Here is a 15,815-nt window from a genome sequence, read left to right on the forward strand (position 1 = left end):
TCAGTGCACTTCCTTCAGTTCGCGGTAGGCGGCCACCAGCGCGGCCGTGGACGGATCGAGGCCGGGTACGTCCGCCCCCTCGGTCAGGGCGGGTTCGACGCGCTTGGCGAGCACCTTGCCGAGTTCGACGCCCCACTGGTCGAAGGAGTCGATGTTCCAGATGGCGCCCTGTACGAACACCTTGTGCTCGTAGAGCGCGATCAGCTGGCCGAGGACGGACGGGGTCAGCTCGGTGGCCAGGACGGTGGTGGTGGGGTGGTTGCCGCGGAACGTCTTGTGCGGGACCAGTTCCTCCGGCACTCCCTCGGCGCGCACCTCGTCCGGGGTCTTGCCGAAGGCGAGGGCCTGGGTCTGGGCGAAGAAGTTGGCCATCAGCAGGTCGTGCTGGTCCTTGAGTCCGTCGCTCAGCTCGGCCACCGGCCGGGCGAAGCCGATGAAGTCCGCCGGGATCAGCTTGGTGCCCTGGTGGATCAGCTGGTAGTAGGCGTGCTGCCCGTTGGTGCCGGGCGTGCCCCAGACCACCGGCCCGGTCTGCCACTCGACCTCGCGGCCCTCGCGGTCGACGGACTTGCCGTTGGACTCCATGTCGAGCTGCTGGAGATAGGCGGTGAACTTCGACAGGTAGTGCGAGTACGGCAGCACCGCGTGCGACTGCGCGTCGAGGAAGTTGCCGTACCAGACGCCCAGCAGACCGAGGAGCAGCGGCGCGTTGGCCGGGGCCTCGGCGTTGCGGAAGTGCTCGTCGACGATGCGGAAGCCGTCGAGCATCTCCCGGAAGCGGTCCGGGCCGATGGCGATCATCAGGGACAGCCCGATCGCCGAGTCGTAGGAGTACCGGCCGCCGACCCAGTCCCAGAACTCGAACATGTTGGCCGTGTCGATGCCGAAGCCGGCGACCTTCTCCGCGTTCGTCGACAGCGCCACGAAGTGCTTCGCGACCGCCTTCTCTCCCCCACTCTCGACTTCGCTCGAGCGGGAGGTGCCCCCATCGTCGAACGCGTCCAGCAGCCAGGAGCGCGCCGACGTCGCGTTCGTGATCGTCTCGATCGTGGTGAACGTCTTGGACGCCACGATGAACAGCGTCTCGGCCGGGTCCAGGTCCCGCACCGCCTCGTGCAGGTCGGCGCCGTCCACGTTGGACACGAACCGGAAGGTCAGCGAGCGGTCGGTGAAGGCGCGCAGCGCCTCGTACGCCATCGCCGGACCGAGGTCGGAGCCGCCGATGCCGATGTTGACGACGTTGCGGATGCGCCGCCCGGTGTGACCGGTCCACTCGCCGGAACGGACCCGGTCCGCGAAGTCGGCCATCCGGTCGAGCACGGCGTGCACCTTGGGCACGACGTTCTCGCCGTCGACCTCGATCACCGCGTCCCGCGGGGCGCGCAGCGCGGTGTGCAGGACCGCCCGGTCCTCGGTGATGTTGATCCGCTCGCCGCGGAACATGGCGTCCCGCAGCCCGAACACGTCGGTGGCGGCGGCCAGGTCCTGGAGCAGGGCCAGCGTCTCGTCCGTGACGAGGTGCTTCGAGTAGTCGATGCGCAGGTCGCCGACGCGCACGACGTACCGCTCCGCCCGGCTCGGGTCGGCGGCGAACAGCTCGCGCAGGTCCGGTTGGGGCAGGACGTCCGTGCGGTGGTCCGCCAGCGCGGTCCACTCGGGCCGCCGGTTGAGCTTCGGGGAGTCAGACATGGACAGGGGTCTCCTTGCCGGCCTCGCCGCGCAGGGCGATGGCGTACATCTCGTCCGCGTCGAGGCGCCGTAGCTCCTCGGCGATGAGTTCGGAGGTGGGGCGCACCTTCAGCGCGAGGGAGCGCGGGGGCTGACCGGGCAGGGTCATCGTGGCGAGCGGGCCCTCCGGCCGGTCGATGACGATCTCGCCGTTCGCGGTGCCGAGCCGGACGGCCGTGACGACCGGGCCGTCGGTGACCACCCGGTCGACGGTGACGCCGAGGCGCGCCTCCAGCCAGCGGGCCAGCAGCTCGGCCGCCGGGTTGTCCGCCTCGGCCTCGACGACCGCCGAGGTCACCGGCACCCGCGCCTGGTCCAGCGCCGCGGCCAGCATGGACCGCCACAGCGTCAGCCGGGTCCAGGCCAGGTCGGTGTCGCCGGGCGCGTAGCAGCGGACCCGGCGCGCGAGGACCTCCATCGGCCGCTCGACCGCGTACAGGTCGGTGATCCTGCGCTGCGCCAGCGCGCCCAGCGGATCGCCCGCGGGGTCGTCCGGCGCGTCCACCGGCCACCACACGACGACCGGGGCGTCCGGCAGCAGCAGCGGCAGCACGACCGAGTCGGCGTGCTCGGACACCTCCCCGTACATGCGCAGGACGACGGTCTCACCGGTGCCGGCCTCGGAGCCGACCCGGACCTCCGCGTCGAGGTGCGAGCGGGTGCGGTCGCGCAGGTTGCGGGGGTGGCGCTTGATGACGACCAGGGTGCGCGAGGGGTGCTCGTGCGAGGCCTCCTCGGCCGCCTTGATCGCGTCGTAGGCGTTCTCCTCGTCGGTGACGATGACCAGCGTGAGCACCATGCCCACGGCCGGGGTGCCGATGGCCCGCCGGCCCTGCACCAGCGCCTTGTTGATCTTGCTTGCCGTGGTGTCGGTCAGGTCGATCCTCATGGCCTGCGCCAGCTCCGTCCGTCTCGTGCGAGCATCTCGTCGGCTTCCCGCGGTCCCCAGCCGCCCGAGTCGTACTGGGCGGGCCTGCCGTGCGCGCCCCAGTACCGCTCGATCGGGTCGAGGATCCGCCAGGACTCTTCCACTTCCTGGTGGCGCGGGAACAGGTTGGCGTCGCCCAGAAGGACGTCCAGGATCAGCCGTTCGTACGCCTCCGGGCTGGACTCCGTGAACGACTCGCCGTAGGCGAAGTCCATGGACACGTCCCGGATCTCCATCGACGTGCCCGGCACCTTGGAGCCGAAGCGCACCGTCATGCCCTCGTCCGGCTGGACGCGGATGACGATCGCGTTCTCGCCCAGCTCCTCCGTCGCGGTGGAGTCGAAGGGGGAGTGCGGGGCGCGCTGGAAGACGACCGCGATCTCCGTGACCCGGCGGCCCAGCCGCTTGCCGGTGCGCAGGTAGAACGGGACGCCCGCCCAGCGGCGGTTGTCGACGCCCAGCTTGATCGCCGCGTAGGTGTCGGTGGTGGAGGCCGGGTCGATGCCGTCCTCCTCCAGGTAGCCCGGCACCTGCGCGCCGCCCTGCCAGCCGCCCGCGTACTGCCCGCGCACGGTGTGGTCGCCGAGGTCCTCCGGCAGCCGTACCGCCTTCAGCACCTTCAGCTTCTCGGTGAGCAGCGACGCCGCGTCGAAGGAGGCGGGCTCCTCCATGGCGGTCAGCGCCATCAGCTGGAGCAGGTGGTTCTGGATGACGTCACGGGCGGCGCCGATGCCGTCGTAGTAGCCGGCCCGGCCGCCGATGCCGATGTCCTCGGCCATCGTGATCTGCACGTGGTCGACGTAGGACCGGTTCCAGATCGGCTCGTACATCTGGTTGGCGAAGCGCAGCGCCAGGATGTTCTGGACGGTCTCCTTGCCCAGGTAGTGGTCGATGCGGAAGACCTGCTCCGGGTCGAAGACCTCGTGCACCAGCGCGTTCAGGTCGCGGGCGCTGTCCAGGTCGTGCCCGAACGGCTTCTCGATCACCGCGCGCCGCCAGGAGCCCTCCGGGGCGTCGGTCAGTCCGTGCCTCTTGAGCTGCTGGACGACCTTCGGGAAGAACTTCGGCGGCACCGAGAGGTAGAAGGCGTAGTTGCCGCTGGTGCCGCGGGAGGCGTCCAGCTCGGCCACGGCCTTGCGCAGCTGTTCGAACGCGTCGTCGTCGTCGAAGTCGCCGGGGATGAACCGCATGCCCTCGGAGAGCTGCTGCCAGACCTCCTCGCGGAACGGCGTACGGGCGTGCTCCTTGACCGCGTCGTGCACGACCTCGGCGAAGTCCTGGTCCTCCCAGTCCCGGCGGGCGAAGCCGACCAGCGAGAAGCCGGGCGGCAGCAGGCCGCGGTTGGCCAGGTCGTACACGGCCGGCATCAGCTTGCGGCGCGAGAGGTCGCCGGTGACGCCGAAGATGACCAGCCCGGAGGGGCCCGCGATACGGGGGAGACGGCGGTCCTGCGGATCGCGCAGGGGGTTGCTCCAGTCGAGCGGTGCCACAGGCGTGACGGCCTTCGCGTCCGCCGCTTTCGCCTTCGCCCCCTTGGCGGCGCGGTCCGGCCCGTTCTTCTTCGCGCTCCGCGGCGCCTTGGCCGGCCCGGCCGTCTTCGCCGCCCCGGCGGCCCTGGACTCCTCGGCCTCCTCGGCGTGCAGCGGCCCCGCGGCCTCCCGGGCCGTGCGGGCCTCCTTGGCTTCCTTCGTCGCCTTGGTCTCGTGGACCGTCGTAGCGGGAAGCTCCTCGCTCATTCCCCGTCAACTCCCTTGCTGTCGAGGGACTTCGTCACGGCACCGAGCAGGTCCTGCCAGGCGTCCTCGAACTTGGCCACGCCCTCCTGCTCCAACTGCTCCACCACCTCGTCGTACGAGACGCCGAGCCGCTCCACGGCCGCGAGATCCGCCCGGGCCTGGGCGTACCCGCCGGTGACCGTGGAGCCCCGGACGTCGCCGTGATCGGCGGCGGCGTCCAGGGTGGCCTCCGGCATCGTGTTCACGGTGCCGGGAGCGACCAGCTCCTCCACGTACAGGGTGTCCCGGAATGCCGGGTCCTTCACCCCGGTCGACGCCCACAGGGGACGCTGGGGGTTGGCGCGGGCCCCGGCCAGGGCGGTGAAGCGGTCACCCGAGAAGACGTTCTCGTACGCCTCGTAGGCCAGTCGGGCGTTGGCCAGCGCCGCCTTCCCCCGCAGGGCGAGGGCCTCCTCCGTGCCCAGCAGCGTCAGGCGCTTGTCGATCTCGCTGTCGACGCGGGAGACGAAGAAGGAGGCGACGGAGTGAATGCCCGCCAGGTCGAGGCCGGCCGCCCGCGCCTTCTCCAGACCGGCGAGGTAGGCGTCCATGACCTCGCCGTAGCGCTCCAGGGAGAAGATCAGCGTGACGTTGACGCTGATCCCGGCGCCGATGACCTCGGTGATCGCCGGGAGACCGGCCCTGGTCGCCGGTATCTTGATCATCACGTTGGGGCGGTCGACCAGCCAGGCCAGCTGGCGGGCCTCGGCGATCGTGGCCCGCGTGTCGTGGGCGAGGCGCGGGTCGACCTCGATGGAGACCCGGCCGTCCCGCCCGCCGGTCGCGTCGTACACCTCGCGCAGCACGTCGGCGGCGGCGCGGACGTCGGCGGTGGTCATCATGCGGACCGCCTCGTCGACGGTGACGCCCCGGGTCGCCAGGTCGGCCAGCTGCTCCTCGTACCCCTCGCCGGAGCCGATGGCGGCCTGGAAGATCGACGGGTTGGTGGTCACGCCGACGACGTTCTTCGTCCTGATCAGCTCGGCGAGGTTGCCGGACTCGATCCGCCGCCGCGACAGGTCGTCCAGCCAGACGGAGACGCCCTGGTCGGCCAGGCGCTGCAGTGCTCCCGCGGTCGCGGTTGCTTCGGTCACAGTGATCATCTTCTCTTTCTGCGGTCGGACCGGTGGATCCGGTCGGCTCAGCCGCGGGCGGCGGCCAGGGATTCCCTGGCGGCGGCGGCCACGTGGTCGGCGGTGAAGCCGAACTCGGCGAACAGGGTCTCGGCGTCGGCGGAGGCGCCGAAGTGCTCCAGGGAGACGATGCGGCCCGCGTCCCCCACGTACTGGTGCCAGGTCAGACCGATCCCGGCCTCGACCGCGACACGGGCCCGCACGGACGGCGGCAGCACGCCCTCGCGGTACGCGCGCGGCTGCTCCTCGAACCACTCGACGGACGGCATCGACACCACCCGGGTGGGCGTGCCCTCCGCCTCCAGGGCCTCCCGCGCGGCCACGGCGAGCCGCACCTCGGAGCCGGTGGCGATCAGGACGACGTCCGGGGCGCCGGTGGACGCCTCGGCGAGGACGTAGCCGCCGCGTGCCGCGTCCGGGTTGGGCGCGTACGTCGGCACGCCCTGGCGGGTCAGGGCGAGGCCGTGCGGGGCCGGATGGGTGGAGTGCCGCCGGAGGATCTCGGCCCAGGCGGTCGCGGTCTCGTTGGCGTCGGCCGGGCGGACGACGTTCAGGCCGGGGATGGCGCGCAGCGCGGCCAGGTGCTCGACCGGCTGGTGGGTGGGGCCGTCCTCGCCCAGGCCGACGGAGTCGTGCGTCCACACGTAGGTCACCGGCAGCTGCATCAGCGCGGACATGCGCACCGCGTTGCGCATGTAGTCCGAGAAGACCAGGAAGGTGCCCCCGTAGACGCGGGTGTTGCCGTGCAGCGCGATGCCGTTCATCTCCGCGGCCATCGAGAACTCGCGGATGCCGAAGTGGATCGTGCGGCCGTACGGGTCGGCCTCCGGGAGGGGGTTGCCCTCGGGGAGGAAGGACGACTTCTTGTCGATCGTCGTGTTGTTCGACCCGGCCAGGTCGGCGGAGCCGCCCCACAGCTCGGGCAGCACCGGGCCGAGCGCCTGGAGCACCTTCCCGGACGCGGCGCGGGTGGCGACGGACTTGCCGGTCTCGAACACCGGCAGGGTGTCCTCCCAGCCCTCGGGCAGCCGGCCGGCGACCACACGGTCGAACAGCTCGGCACGCTCCGGCTGGTCGCCGCGCCACGTGGCGATCCGCTTGTCCCAGGCGGCGTGCGCCTCGGCGCCCCGGTCCAGGGCCTCGCGGGTGTGGGCCAGGACCTCGTCCGCGACCTCGAAGGACCGCTCCGGGTCGAAGCCGAGGACGCGCTTGGTGGCGGCGACCTCGTCCGTGCCGAGGGCGGAGCCGTGGGAGGCCTCGGTGTTCCGGGCGTTCGGGGCGGGCCAGGCGATGATGGTGCGCATGGCGATGATGGAGGGGCGCCCGGTCTCGGCCTTCGCCGCGGTGAGCGCCGCGTACAGCGCGTGCACGTCGACGTCGCCGTTCTCGGCGGGCTCGACGCGGTGCACGTGCCAGCCGTACGCCTCGTACCGCTTCAGCACGTCCTCGGAGAACGCGGTCGCCGTGTCGCCCTCGATGGAGATGTGGTTGTCGTCGTAGAGGAGGACGAGGTTGCCGAGCCGCTGGTGCCCGGCGAGCGAGGACGCCTCGGCGGAGACGCCCTCCTGGAGGTCGCCGTCGGAGACGATCGCCCAGACGGTGTGGTCGAAGGGGGACTCGCCCGCGGGCGCCGCGGGGTCGAACAGGCCGCGCTCGTAGCGGGCGGCCATCGCCATCCCCACCGCGTTGGCCACGCCCTGGCCGAGCGGTCCGGTCGTCGTCTCCACGCCCGCGGTGTGCCCGTACTCGGGGTGGCCGGGCGTCTTGGAGCCGTGCGTGCGGAAGGCCCTGAGGTCGTCCAGCTCCACCTCGTACCCGGCGAGGTAGAGCTGGGTGTAGAGGGTCAGCGACGTGTGGCCGGGGGAGAGGACGAAGCGGTCACGGCCGGTCCACTCCGGGTCGGCGGGGTCGTGCCGCATCACCTTCTGAAAGATCGTGTACGCCGCCGGGGCCAGGGCCATCGCCGTGCCCGGGTGTCCGTTCCCGACCTTCTGCACCGCATCGGCCGCCAGGACGCGGGCGGTGTCGACGGCACGCCGGTCGAGTTCGGTCCATGCGAAGCGGTCCGCGCTGTCCACTGTCTGCGTGCTCATCTTCAAGAAATCCTCGATCGGAGCTAGAGAACTGGTCTGACGCCTTCAAACTTAAAAGTCTGACTTTTGAGAGTGAAGGTCGTCCTGTGCCAGCCTGTGGTGAAACTGGGACACGCCCCGGCCCCGGGGCGCACGGGCGGGACGGCACGAGAAGGACATGGCGGACGAAAACGGCCAAGACGGCGACGGCAGCGGCGGCGACGGGATCAGAACGTTCCCCTTCCCGGTCGATCTCAGCCTCCTCGGCGTCGGTATGCAGATCGGTCCCATGGGCGCGGGCCGCACCTGGCACGCGCATGCCCCACTGCACCGCGTCCACCGCATCGACTTCCACGTCGTCATGCTCTTCACCGGCGGTCCGGCCCGGCACATGATCGACTTCACCGAGTACGAGGCCACGGCCGGCGATCTGCTGTGGATCCGGCCCGGACAGGTCCACCGCTTCTCCCCGGACAGCGAGTACCGCGGAACCGTGCTGACCATGCAGCCCGGCTTCCTGCCGCGCGCCACCGTGGAGGCCACCGGCCTCTACCGCTACGACCTGCCGCCCCTGCTCCGCCCCGACGAGGCGCGGCTCGCCGCCCTGACCGCCGCGCTCGGCCAACTCCGGCGCGAGTACGAGGACGCGACGACCCTGCCGCTCAGCCTGCACACCGCGGTACTGCGTCACACGCTCTCCGCGTTCCTGCTCCGCCTGGCCCATCTGGCGGTCAGCTCCGCCCAGGCGGCGCGCGAGGGGCGGGCGGACACACCCTGGGACACGACCTTCACCCTGTTCCGCGAGGCGGTCGAGCGGGGCTTCGCCACCAATCACAGCGTCAGCGCCTACGCCGACGCGCTCGGTTACTCCCGCCGCACCCTCGTCCGCGCGGTGCGCGCCGCCACCGGCGAGACGCCCAAGGGGTTCATCGACAAGCGCGTGGTCCTGGAGGCCAGACGGCTCCTCGCCCACACCGAGATGCCGATCGGCCGGGTCGGCGCGGCGGTCGGCTTCCCGGACGCGGCGAACTTCTCCAAGTTCTTCCAGCAGCACACGGACCAGACACCGGCGGCCTTCCGGGCGGAGCTGCGCTGAACCGGGCGACCGGGCTGGGTGCCGGCGTCCGGGCCGAGAAAGTCCGTGCCGAGCGCGGGAGTTCAGCCCGTGAACCTGGCGAACCTCGCGAATGCGTGCAACCGCTCGGGGCCCGTCCGGGTCACGAGGAGCGCGCGGGACCCTCCGTGCCACGGCCCCCCGCCGCGGCTTCCGGACGCCACCCCAGCGCCCGGGAGATCCCGCGCGCCGCCACCCGCACCGCCGGGACGAGCGTCGGCACCCGGGCACCGGCGTGCGGTACGACGACCGAGACGGCCGCGGTCACCGTCCCGTCGGGGCCGTACAGGGGAGCGGCCACCGACAGCGCGTCGTTGGTGACCTGACGGTCGCTCACCGCGGCGCCGGTGCGCCGCACCTCCGCCAGCACCCGGCGCAGCAGCCCCGGGTCGGTGATCGTGTACGGCGTGAAGGAGGCGAGCGGTCCCGCCCGGTACGCCTCCTGGAACTCCGGTTCGCCGTGCGCGAGCAGGGCGAGCCCGACCCCTGTGGCGTGCAGCGGCCAGCGGGCGCCGACGCGGATGTGCACACCGACCGACGAACGGCCGGCCAGCCACTCGATGTAGACGACCTCGCCGCCGTCCCGCACCGCCAGCTGCACGTTCTCGTGCGTCGCCTCGTACAGGTCCTCCAGGTACGGCAGCGCGACCTGCCGCAGCGCGAGGCCGCGCGGGGCGAGCGCGGCGATCTCCCACAGCCGCAGGCCCACGTGGTAGACGCCCGACGCGTCCCGCTCCAGCGCGCCCCACCGGGTCAGGGCACGCACCAGCCGGTGCGCGGTGGTCAGACTCAGCCCGGCCCGGCGGCTGATCTCCGTCAGGGACAGCGCCGGGTGCTCGTGATCGAAGGCGGCGAGCACGGAGAGCAGCCGTTCGGGCGCGGTGGGGGTGTGCTCGCCCGGGCGGGGCCGGGAGCGGGGGAGGGCGGTCATGGCCGGGCGTCCTCCGGAGGGGAGGGAAGGGGGGAGGGGGTGCGGGGTCGAGCGTACGGGGCCCGCCGGGGGCATGACAGGGGGGAGACGGAGGTGGGTAAGGGGTGTGTTTGTCGCCGTTCTTAGAGGGCGCCGGTGTCCCCGTGGGCACTCGGCCCCGGCGTTCGGTGAGCCGCCGGTCCCGGCGTGCCATGATCGGCGCGGCAGGTGGAGGTTCGGCCGGGTGAGGGAAGGTGTGGGTGTGACGCTGACGATTCTGGGTGGTGGCGGGCTCCGCGTCCTCAACGTCCGCGACCGCGGCACCCTGTCAGTCCTCGAGCCGACGCCGTGATCGAGGTTCCGTGCCTGGTCGACGCGGACGGCGCCCACCCGGTGGCCGTCGACCCGCTGCCCGGGCAGGCCACCGGCCTGGTCTGCGCGGTCAAGGCCGTCGAGCGGGAGGTGCTGGCGGCGGCCGACGCCGGGTCTCGTACGGCGGTGGTGCGCGCCGTCGCCCTGCACCCCCTCGTCGACTCGGTGAACGTCGCCGCCCCCTTGCCGACGGCTGCACCGCGGTCCACCCGGGGCCGGCGTACCTGCGGAAGGCCGCCTAGGCCGGAGCCCCCGCGGCCGGGTCCGGTGCGGAGACGCCCAGCGGGCGGGCGGACCGCGCGGCGCACGGGGCCGGCGCCATCGGGGCGGGCGCCTGGAGCGGCCCGGCGGCGAGGTCCGTGCGCTGCTGGGGCAGCGACACCGGCCGCAGTGGACGCGGGCCGGACACCACCGTGTAGTCCTGGCCGAGGAACGGCGGCTCCAGCTCGCCCGGGTCGTCGCCCAGGGCCAGCCGGACGGCCGCCCACGGCACGTTGACCCCGCACAGCGCCAGCTGGTGCAGCCCGCCGGCCGGTCGGGTGTTGACGTCCATCAGCACCGGACGGTCCCCGTACATCCGGAACTGCACGTTGGACAGGTGGTGCAGCCCGAAGGCCTCCGCGATCCGCCGCGCCGGCGCGAGCCACTGCTCGTGGAGCGTGAACCCGCGGCGGCGGCCGTTCTTGGTCCGGCCGACCGCGAGCCGCACCCGGTTGTCGGGGCCGGTGAGGCAGTCCACCGACACCTCCGGCTGTTCGAGCCGCGGCATCACCAGCCAGTCGACCGGCTCCTCGGCCGCCCGCAGCGCCTCGACGACCAGCGGCAGCGGAACGGACGGGCTCGGAAACCCGTTCAGGTGCGCGAGGGAGAAGGAGTCCCGGGTGACCATCCGGAAGCCCACGCCGCCCGCGCCGGAGGCCGGCTTGAAGCACGCCCGGTGACCGTGCGCCTCCAGCTCCTCCACCGCGAGGACGAGTTCGTCGGCCGTGCGGACCCGCCACCACGGCGGCACCGGCACGCCGATCGCGCGGACCGCCTCGTAGGCGATCACCTTGTCCTGGAAGACCGCCACCGCCTCCGGGGGCGGCGCGAGCAGCGCCGTACCGGCCGCCTCGAACTCGGCGCGGTGGGCCACGATCGCGGACTGGTGCAGCCGGGGCACGAACACGTCGATGCCGCGTCGCGCGCACTGGTCCAGGGCGTACTCGACGTAACCGGCCGGGGACAGACCCTCCGGCTCCAGGTCGGCGGTGTCCGCGGCGGCCAGCACCGGGGAGTCCGGGTCGCCGTGCGTGGCATGGATCTCGACGGCCCGGTCGGCGGGATTTCTGCGCAGCTGATCCATGAAGAAGACGTTCTCCGCGTACGTACGGTTGAGCCAGACGCGTACGGGAGAAACCATGCAAGCCGCCTTTCGGGGTTCGCGGGCAGGGCGAAGCGGGCCGTGCCCGGCCAGGGGGTTGGAGGGACACCGGGGCCGCTCTGCGGAAGGGAGAGTCGTGGCGGTGGTGTTGGGGCGATCATAGGGGTACCCGCGCCCCCGAGCGCAACGAGCGTCACACGGATGCTCCGGGCCGGGGCGGGCCGCTCTTGTGACGGGGTGGGGGATGTGATCTCGTGGCGTGGAAACGCGCACGCCGAAGGGGTGGGGGATGACGTCGACGTCCGGTGGCCGGGGGCAGCTGTGGGCCATCAGCGATCTGCACGTCGGATACGCGGAGAACCGGGCGCTGGTCGAGAAGATGCGGCCCGGCTCCGACGACGACTGGCTCCTGGTCGCCGGCGACGTCGCGGAGACCGTCGCCGACATCCGCTGGGCCCTCGGCACCCTCGCGGACCGCTTCCGCCGGGTCGTCTGGGCCCCCGGCAACCACGAACTGTGGACGCATCCCAAGGACCCGGTCACCCTGCGCGGCGTCGCCCGCTACGAGCACCTGGTCGAGGTCTGCCGTGAGCTGGGCGTGACCACACCCGAGGACCCCTACCCGGTGTGGGAGGGGGCGGGCGGTCCGGCGGTCGTCGCACCGCTGTTCCTGCTCTACGACTACTCGTTCCTGCCCGACGGGTGCGCCACCATGGACGAGGGGCTGGCGTACGCGCACGGCACCGGCGTCGTCTGCAACGACGAGTTCCTGCTGCACCCCGACCCGTATCCGAGCCGCGAGGCATGGTGCCGGGCGCGGGTCGCGGACACCGAGCGCAGACTGGCCGCGCTCCCCGCGGAACTCCCGACGGTCCTGGTCAACCACTACCCCCTGGACCGTCACCCCACCGACGTCCTGTGGTACCCCGAGTTCGCCATGTGGTGCGGCACCGACCGGACCGCCGACTGGCACCGCAGGTTCCGGGTCGCCACCATGGTCTACGGGCACCTGCACATCCCGCGGACCACCTGGCACGAGGGGGTCCGCTTCGAGGAGGTCTCGGTGGGCTATCCGCGCGAGTGGCGGGAGCGGACCGGTCCGCCGGGGCAACCGCGCCGCATCCTGCCGTCGCCGGCGTCCGAGGAGGTGTCCCCTTGACCGCTCCCCTGATCGAGGAACTGCTGCCCGACACGGTCGTGGTCGTGGAGGCGCGCGGCCTCGACGACACCGGGCACCTCCCCCTCCACCCGGAGGAGGAGCCGCTGATCGCACGGGCGGTCGCCAAGCGGCGGCGCGAGTACACCGTGGTCCGGTCCTGTGCGCGCCGGGCCATGGAGAAGCTCGGCGTGCCCCCGCAGCCCGTGCTCACCGGAGATCGCGGTGCGCCGCGCTGGCCGGCCGGGCTGACCGGGAGCATGACCCACTGCGACGGCTACTGCGCCGCCGCCCTGGTCCGCCTCACCGACCTGGCCTCCCTCGGCATCGACGCCGAACCCGACGGGCCCCTCCCGGACGGCGTCCTGGAGAGCGTGGCGCTGCCCGCCGAGGTGGAGCGGCTGCGGCTGCTGGCCGAGCGGGGGCCCGGCATCCACTGGGACCGGCTGCTGTTCAGCGCCAAGGAGTCGGTCTACAAGGCGTGGTTCCCCCTCACCGGGCTGTGGCTGGACTTCTCGGAGGCGGACATCGAGCTGACGGTGGACCCGGTCGATCCGCGCCGCGGCACCCTGCGCGCCGCCCTCCTCGTGCCGGGCCCGACGGTGGGCGGGCGGCGCGTGACCCACTTCGACGGCCGCTGGAACGCCCGCGACGGCCTGGTCGCCTCAGCGGTCACGGTGCCGCCCGCCTGAGAGGGCGTCAGGGGCGGGGGCACCAACTTCGCAGCAGCCGGAAGAACTCCTCCTCGTTCCCCGTCAGTCCCGCCGCCTCCAGGGCCCGGTCCGCCTCGGCGAGTACCGAGGGCGGGACGATCGGCGGGCGGGCGGTGCCGGGCGGTCCCGACGCGGTGTCGAAGCCGGCCCGCACCGTGTGCAGGAGGCGCAGATAGGCCTGCACGGCGGTGCGCTCGTGGTCGGTCAGTACGGTGGCGGTGGTCATCGCCCGGCTCTCCCCACAACGACGTCGGCGGTCACGTGCCCCCGCACGGCGGTGGCACCCTTCCAGCTTGCCGTCCACCACTGACAGTCCCGCCCGAGCCGCGCCCGCGCACCGGCCGGCACCGTCCGGCGGGGGCCGTCAGCCCAGGTAGCCGAGGGACGCGCCGATCCGCCCCGCCAGATGGTCCCGCTGCACCGGACCGCGCAGCGCCGAACCCGCCAGCCATGTCCGGCACTTGCTGGCCAGCAGCAGACCGAAGGCCTCCGCCTCCTTCTCCTCGGCGAGGTCGAAGTGGGAGCGCGCGGCGACCGCGCGCACGGTGGCCCGCAGCGCGTCCTCGTCCCGGTCCGCGCCGTCCCCGTCCAGCAGCCGGGCCGCCACCGTGGCGCCCTCGACGTGGTGCCCGCGGTGCCCGGCCTTCATGTGCCACAGCTCGTGCCCGAGGATGACCAACTGGTGTTCCGGCGCGGTGCGTTCCTCGACGACGACCAGGTCCCGGTCGGCCATGTCGAGCCACAGTCCGCTGGCGGTCCCGGGGGGAAAGGCGGCCATGCGGAACACCACGGGACGGCCCCGCCGCCTGCTCATCGCCTCGCACAGGGCCGCGTACAGCTCGGTGGGCCGCGCCGGTGCGGGAAGGGCCAGCTCCTCGACCAACTCGCCGCACAGGCGGCGCATCTCCTTGCCGATGCCCACGGTTCTCCCCACGCTCACGACAGGCTCACGACTCGGGCCGCTTGACGCTCTCCAGGAGCATGTCCAGCCACTCGGCGACCTTGTCGCGGTGCTGGTCGGTGGGCAGTTGGGCGGCGCGCCAGGCGATGCCGCGCACCCCGTGGTCCTGCAGCAGCCGCTCCAGCGGGTCGCCGGCGACGGCCGCCGCCCGCCGCTCCCGGTCGGCGAGCTGCTGGAGCAACTCCTGCTCGGTGTGCTGGAGGGCGCCCACGAGCGCCTCGGGGTCCTCGGCCGTGAGGAACCCGGCGTGCACCCGGAAGAAGCGCTGCAGGGCGTCGCAGTGCTCCATGGTCGGCCGCCGGTCGCCGTTGATGAGCGCGCCCGCCTGCTGCCGCGACATGCCGGCGCCGTCGGCGATCTCCTGCTGGGTGTACTTGCGGCCGTTCGGCTTCAGCCGGGTGCGGCGCAGCAGGTCGAGGCGTTGCAGGAAGCGCGTCTGCACATCGGGCTCACCCGCCGGCCGCCCGCCGAGCAGGGCGCCGACCACGGGCTCGGGGACGCCGGAGGCCGCGGACAGCCGGCCGACGTCGAAGACCTCGGCGTGCGGCACACCGAGCCGCTCCGCGAGCGCGGCGACCCGGGCGACTACGGCGGCCGGCGCGGTGGCCGGCATGGCGCCCGGATCCTCGAAGCCACCCGTCACCGACAGCTCCCCTATGTCTCTCACAGGCCTCACAGGCTTCTCACAAGCGGTTGCCGTGAACTCCCGGAGAGTAGCCTGCCGCTCGAACTCACATCCAGGTCTCGCCACAACTGTGGCCTATTTCAGCCGTCAACAGGCACGAAATGCCACGATAGTTGACACGCCTCGCGTCGGGGCACCAGGATCGGGACGCCGCGAGAAGGCCGCATAGGCAAGAGGGGTGACCTCCCGATGGCATTTCAGGCAGGAGGGCAGCGGCCGGCGCCGCCGCCCGGCCCCGCGACCCCCGAGACCCAGGCGTATCTCCAGGACTACACCGCCCTCCTGGAGGCCGTGCCCTTCCCTTCTCTCGTCGTCGACCACCGGTGGGACGTGGTGCTGGCCAACGGCGCCTTCCGGACACTCTTCCGGGGCGCCGGACCGCACCCGACGGCCATGCCGGACGACAACTTCCTGCGCTTCGTGCTGTTCCACCCGGACGCCGCCGAGGTCCTCGGCGAGCACGAGTCGAGCTGGTGCCTGCCCATGCTGGCGCACTTCGCCGCCGCCCTGGAGCGGTACGGCCACGACCCGGGGCTCCAGGCGGTGCGCCGCGACATCGCCCAGGACCCGATCATGGAGGCCGCCTACCGCCAGGGTCTGCCCCACTGGATCCGCGCCGTCGGCGCCCGGGCCGTCGAACACGACGGTGCCGTACGCCCGCTGCACCACCCCGACCCGCGCCGTGGCACCACCGAGTGCCGGGTCGTCGTCGAAACACCCCCGGCGCTGGAGGAGTTGGGGTACACCCGGCTGACGCTCGTCCTGCGCGAGCCGCGCCGCACCCCGCACCGCCCGATGCGCGCCCGCCGCGCCGCCGCCTCCCACCTGAGGGTCGTCCCCGTAGCCGAGTGAGCGGCGGTACGGCTGCCCGCGGCACTGTTCCCAGACAGTGTGGTGTGTGACAT

The 15,815-nt window shown here is 72.7% G+C and carries 14 protein-coding genes and 1 pseudogene; 5 read left to right on the forward strand and 10 right to left on the reverse strand.

Annotated features, from left to right (window positions below; translation table 11 throughout):
• The 5 genes from pgi to tkt are packed head-to-tail and all read right to left on the reverse strand — an operon-like array spanning position 1 to position 7,657.
• Entirely contained in the window at positions 1–1,689 is a 1,689-nt protein-coding gene (gene pgi / locus ACFC1X_RS02720; RefSeq protein WP_376348130.1) for a glucose-6-phosphate isomerase, read from the reverse strand.
• Positions 1,682–2,617: a glucose-6-phosphate dehydrogenase assembly protein OpcA gene (gene opcA, locus ACFC1X_RS02725; protein ID WP_376348131.1), complete on the reverse strand. Its 936-nt coding sequence runs from the start codon at positions 2,615–2,617 to the stop codon at positions 1,682–1,684. The genes pgi and opcA overlap by 8 nt, the downstream gene beginning before the upstream one ends.
• Positions 2,614–4,392 (reverse strand): glucose-6-phosphate dehydrogenase, encoded by a 1,779-nt coding sequence (gene zwf, locus ACFC1X_RS02730; protein WP_376348132.1) that lies wholly within the window; start codon positions 4,390–4,392, stop codon positions 2,614–2,616. Before zwf ends, opcA begins: the two co-directional genes overlap by 4 nt.
• Positions 4,389–5,534: a transaldolase gene (tal, locus tag ACFC1X_RS02735; protein WP_376348133.1), complete on the reverse strand. Its 1,146-nt coding sequence runs from the start codon at positions 5,532–5,534 to the stop codon at positions 4,389–4,391. Before tal ends, zwf begins: the two co-directional genes overlap by 4 nt.
• Before the next feature lie 38 nt (positions 5,535–5,572).
• Positions 5,573–7,657, reverse strand: coding sequence for a transketolase (tkt, locus tag ACFC1X_RS02740; protein ID WP_376348135.1), 2,085 nt, complete (start codon positions 7,655–7,657; stop codon positions 5,573–5,575).
• 157 nt (positions 7,658–7,814) lie between these two features.
• Here tkt and ACFC1X_RS02745 point away from each other — a divergent pair, with 157 nt between their 5' ends.
• Complete coding sequence (locus ACFC1X_RS02745; protein ID WP_376348137.1) at positions 7,815–8,732, forward strand: AraC family transcriptional regulator; 918 nt, start codon at positions 7,815–7,817, stop codon at positions 8,730–8,732.
• 121 nt (positions 8,733–8,853) lie between these two features.
• Here ACFC1X_RS02745 and ACFC1X_RS02750 read toward each other — a convergent pair whose 3' ends face one another.
• A complete protein-coding gene (locus tag ACFC1X_RS02750; RefSeq protein WP_376348139.1) occupies positions 8,854–9,681 on the reverse strand; it encodes an IclR family transcriptional regulator in 828 nt (275 codons plus the stop codon).
• A 277-nt stretch (positions 9,682–9,958) separates the two neighbouring features.
• Between ACFC1X_RS02750 and ACFC1X_RS02755 the strand changes: the two are divergent.
• Positions 9,959–10,274 (forward strand): annotated as a pseudogene (locus ACFC1X_RS02755) (6-phospho-beta-glucosidase); the annotation flags it as partial.
• Here ACFC1X_RS02755 and ACFC1X_RS02760 read toward each other — a convergent pair.
• On the reverse strand, positions 10,271–11,434 hold the full coding sequence (locus ACFC1X_RS02760) for an ATP-grasp domain-containing protein (RefSeq protein WP_376348141.1): 1,164 nt from the start codon (positions 11,432–11,434) through the stop codon (positions 10,271–10,273). The pseudogene ACFC1X_RS02755 and the gene ACFC1X_RS02760 overlap by 4 nt on opposite strands.
• A 250-nt stretch (positions 11,435–11,684) precedes the next feature.
• On the opposite strand from ACFC1X_RS02760, the gene ACFC1X_RS02765 reads away from it, so the two are divergent.
• Positions 11,685–12,554, forward strand: a complete 870-nt coding sequence (locus tag ACFC1X_RS02765; RefSeq protein WP_376348142.1) for a metallophosphoesterase family protein — start codon at positions 11,685–11,687, stop codon at positions 12,552–12,554.
• Between the two features lie 8 nt (positions 12,555–12,562).
• Positions 12,563–13,243 (forward strand): 4'-phosphopantetheinyl transferase, encoded by a 681-nt coding sequence (locus tag ACFC1X_RS02770; protein WP_376348530.1) that lies wholly within the window; start codon positions 12,563–12,565, stop codon positions 13,241–13,243.
• A 7-nt stretch (positions 13,244–13,250) separates the two neighbouring features.
• On the opposite strand, the gene ACFC1X_RS02775 is transcribed toward ACFC1X_RS02770, so the two are convergent.
• The 3 genes from ACFC1X_RS02775 to ACFC1X_RS02785 form a co-directional block, all read right to left on the reverse strand.
• Positions 13,251–13,490, reverse strand: coding sequence for a hypothetical protein (locus ACFC1X_RS02775; protein WP_376348143.1), 240 nt, complete (start codon positions 13,488–13,490; stop codon positions 13,251–13,253).
• 138 nt (positions 13,491–13,628) lie between these two features.
• Entirely contained in the window at positions 13,629–14,168 is a 540-nt protein-coding gene (locus ACFC1X_RS02780; protein ID WP_376348532.1) for a toxin-antitoxin system, toxin component, read from the reverse strand.
• Positions 14,169–14,211: 43 nt separating this feature from the next.
• A complete protein-coding gene (locus tag ACFC1X_RS02785) occupies positions 14,212–14,868 on the reverse strand; it encodes a helix-turn-helix domain-containing protein (protein WP_376348533.1) in 657 nt (218 codons plus the stop codon).
• Positions 14,869–15,099: 231 nt separating this feature from the next.
• Between ACFC1X_RS02785 and ACFC1X_RS02790 the strand changes: the two genes are divergently transcribed.
• On the forward strand, positions 15,100–15,762 hold the full coding sequence (locus tag ACFC1X_RS02790) for a hypothetical protein (protein ID WP_376348145.1): 663 nt from the start codon (positions 15,100–15,102) through the stop codon (positions 15,760–15,762).
• The last annotated feature ends 53 nt before the right edge of the window (positions 15,763–15,815 follow it).

This window comes from Streptomyces sp. NPDC056128 (assembly GCF_042263835.1).
GTDB lineage: Bacteria > Actinomycetota > Actinomycetes > Streptomycetales > Streptomycetaceae > Streptomyces.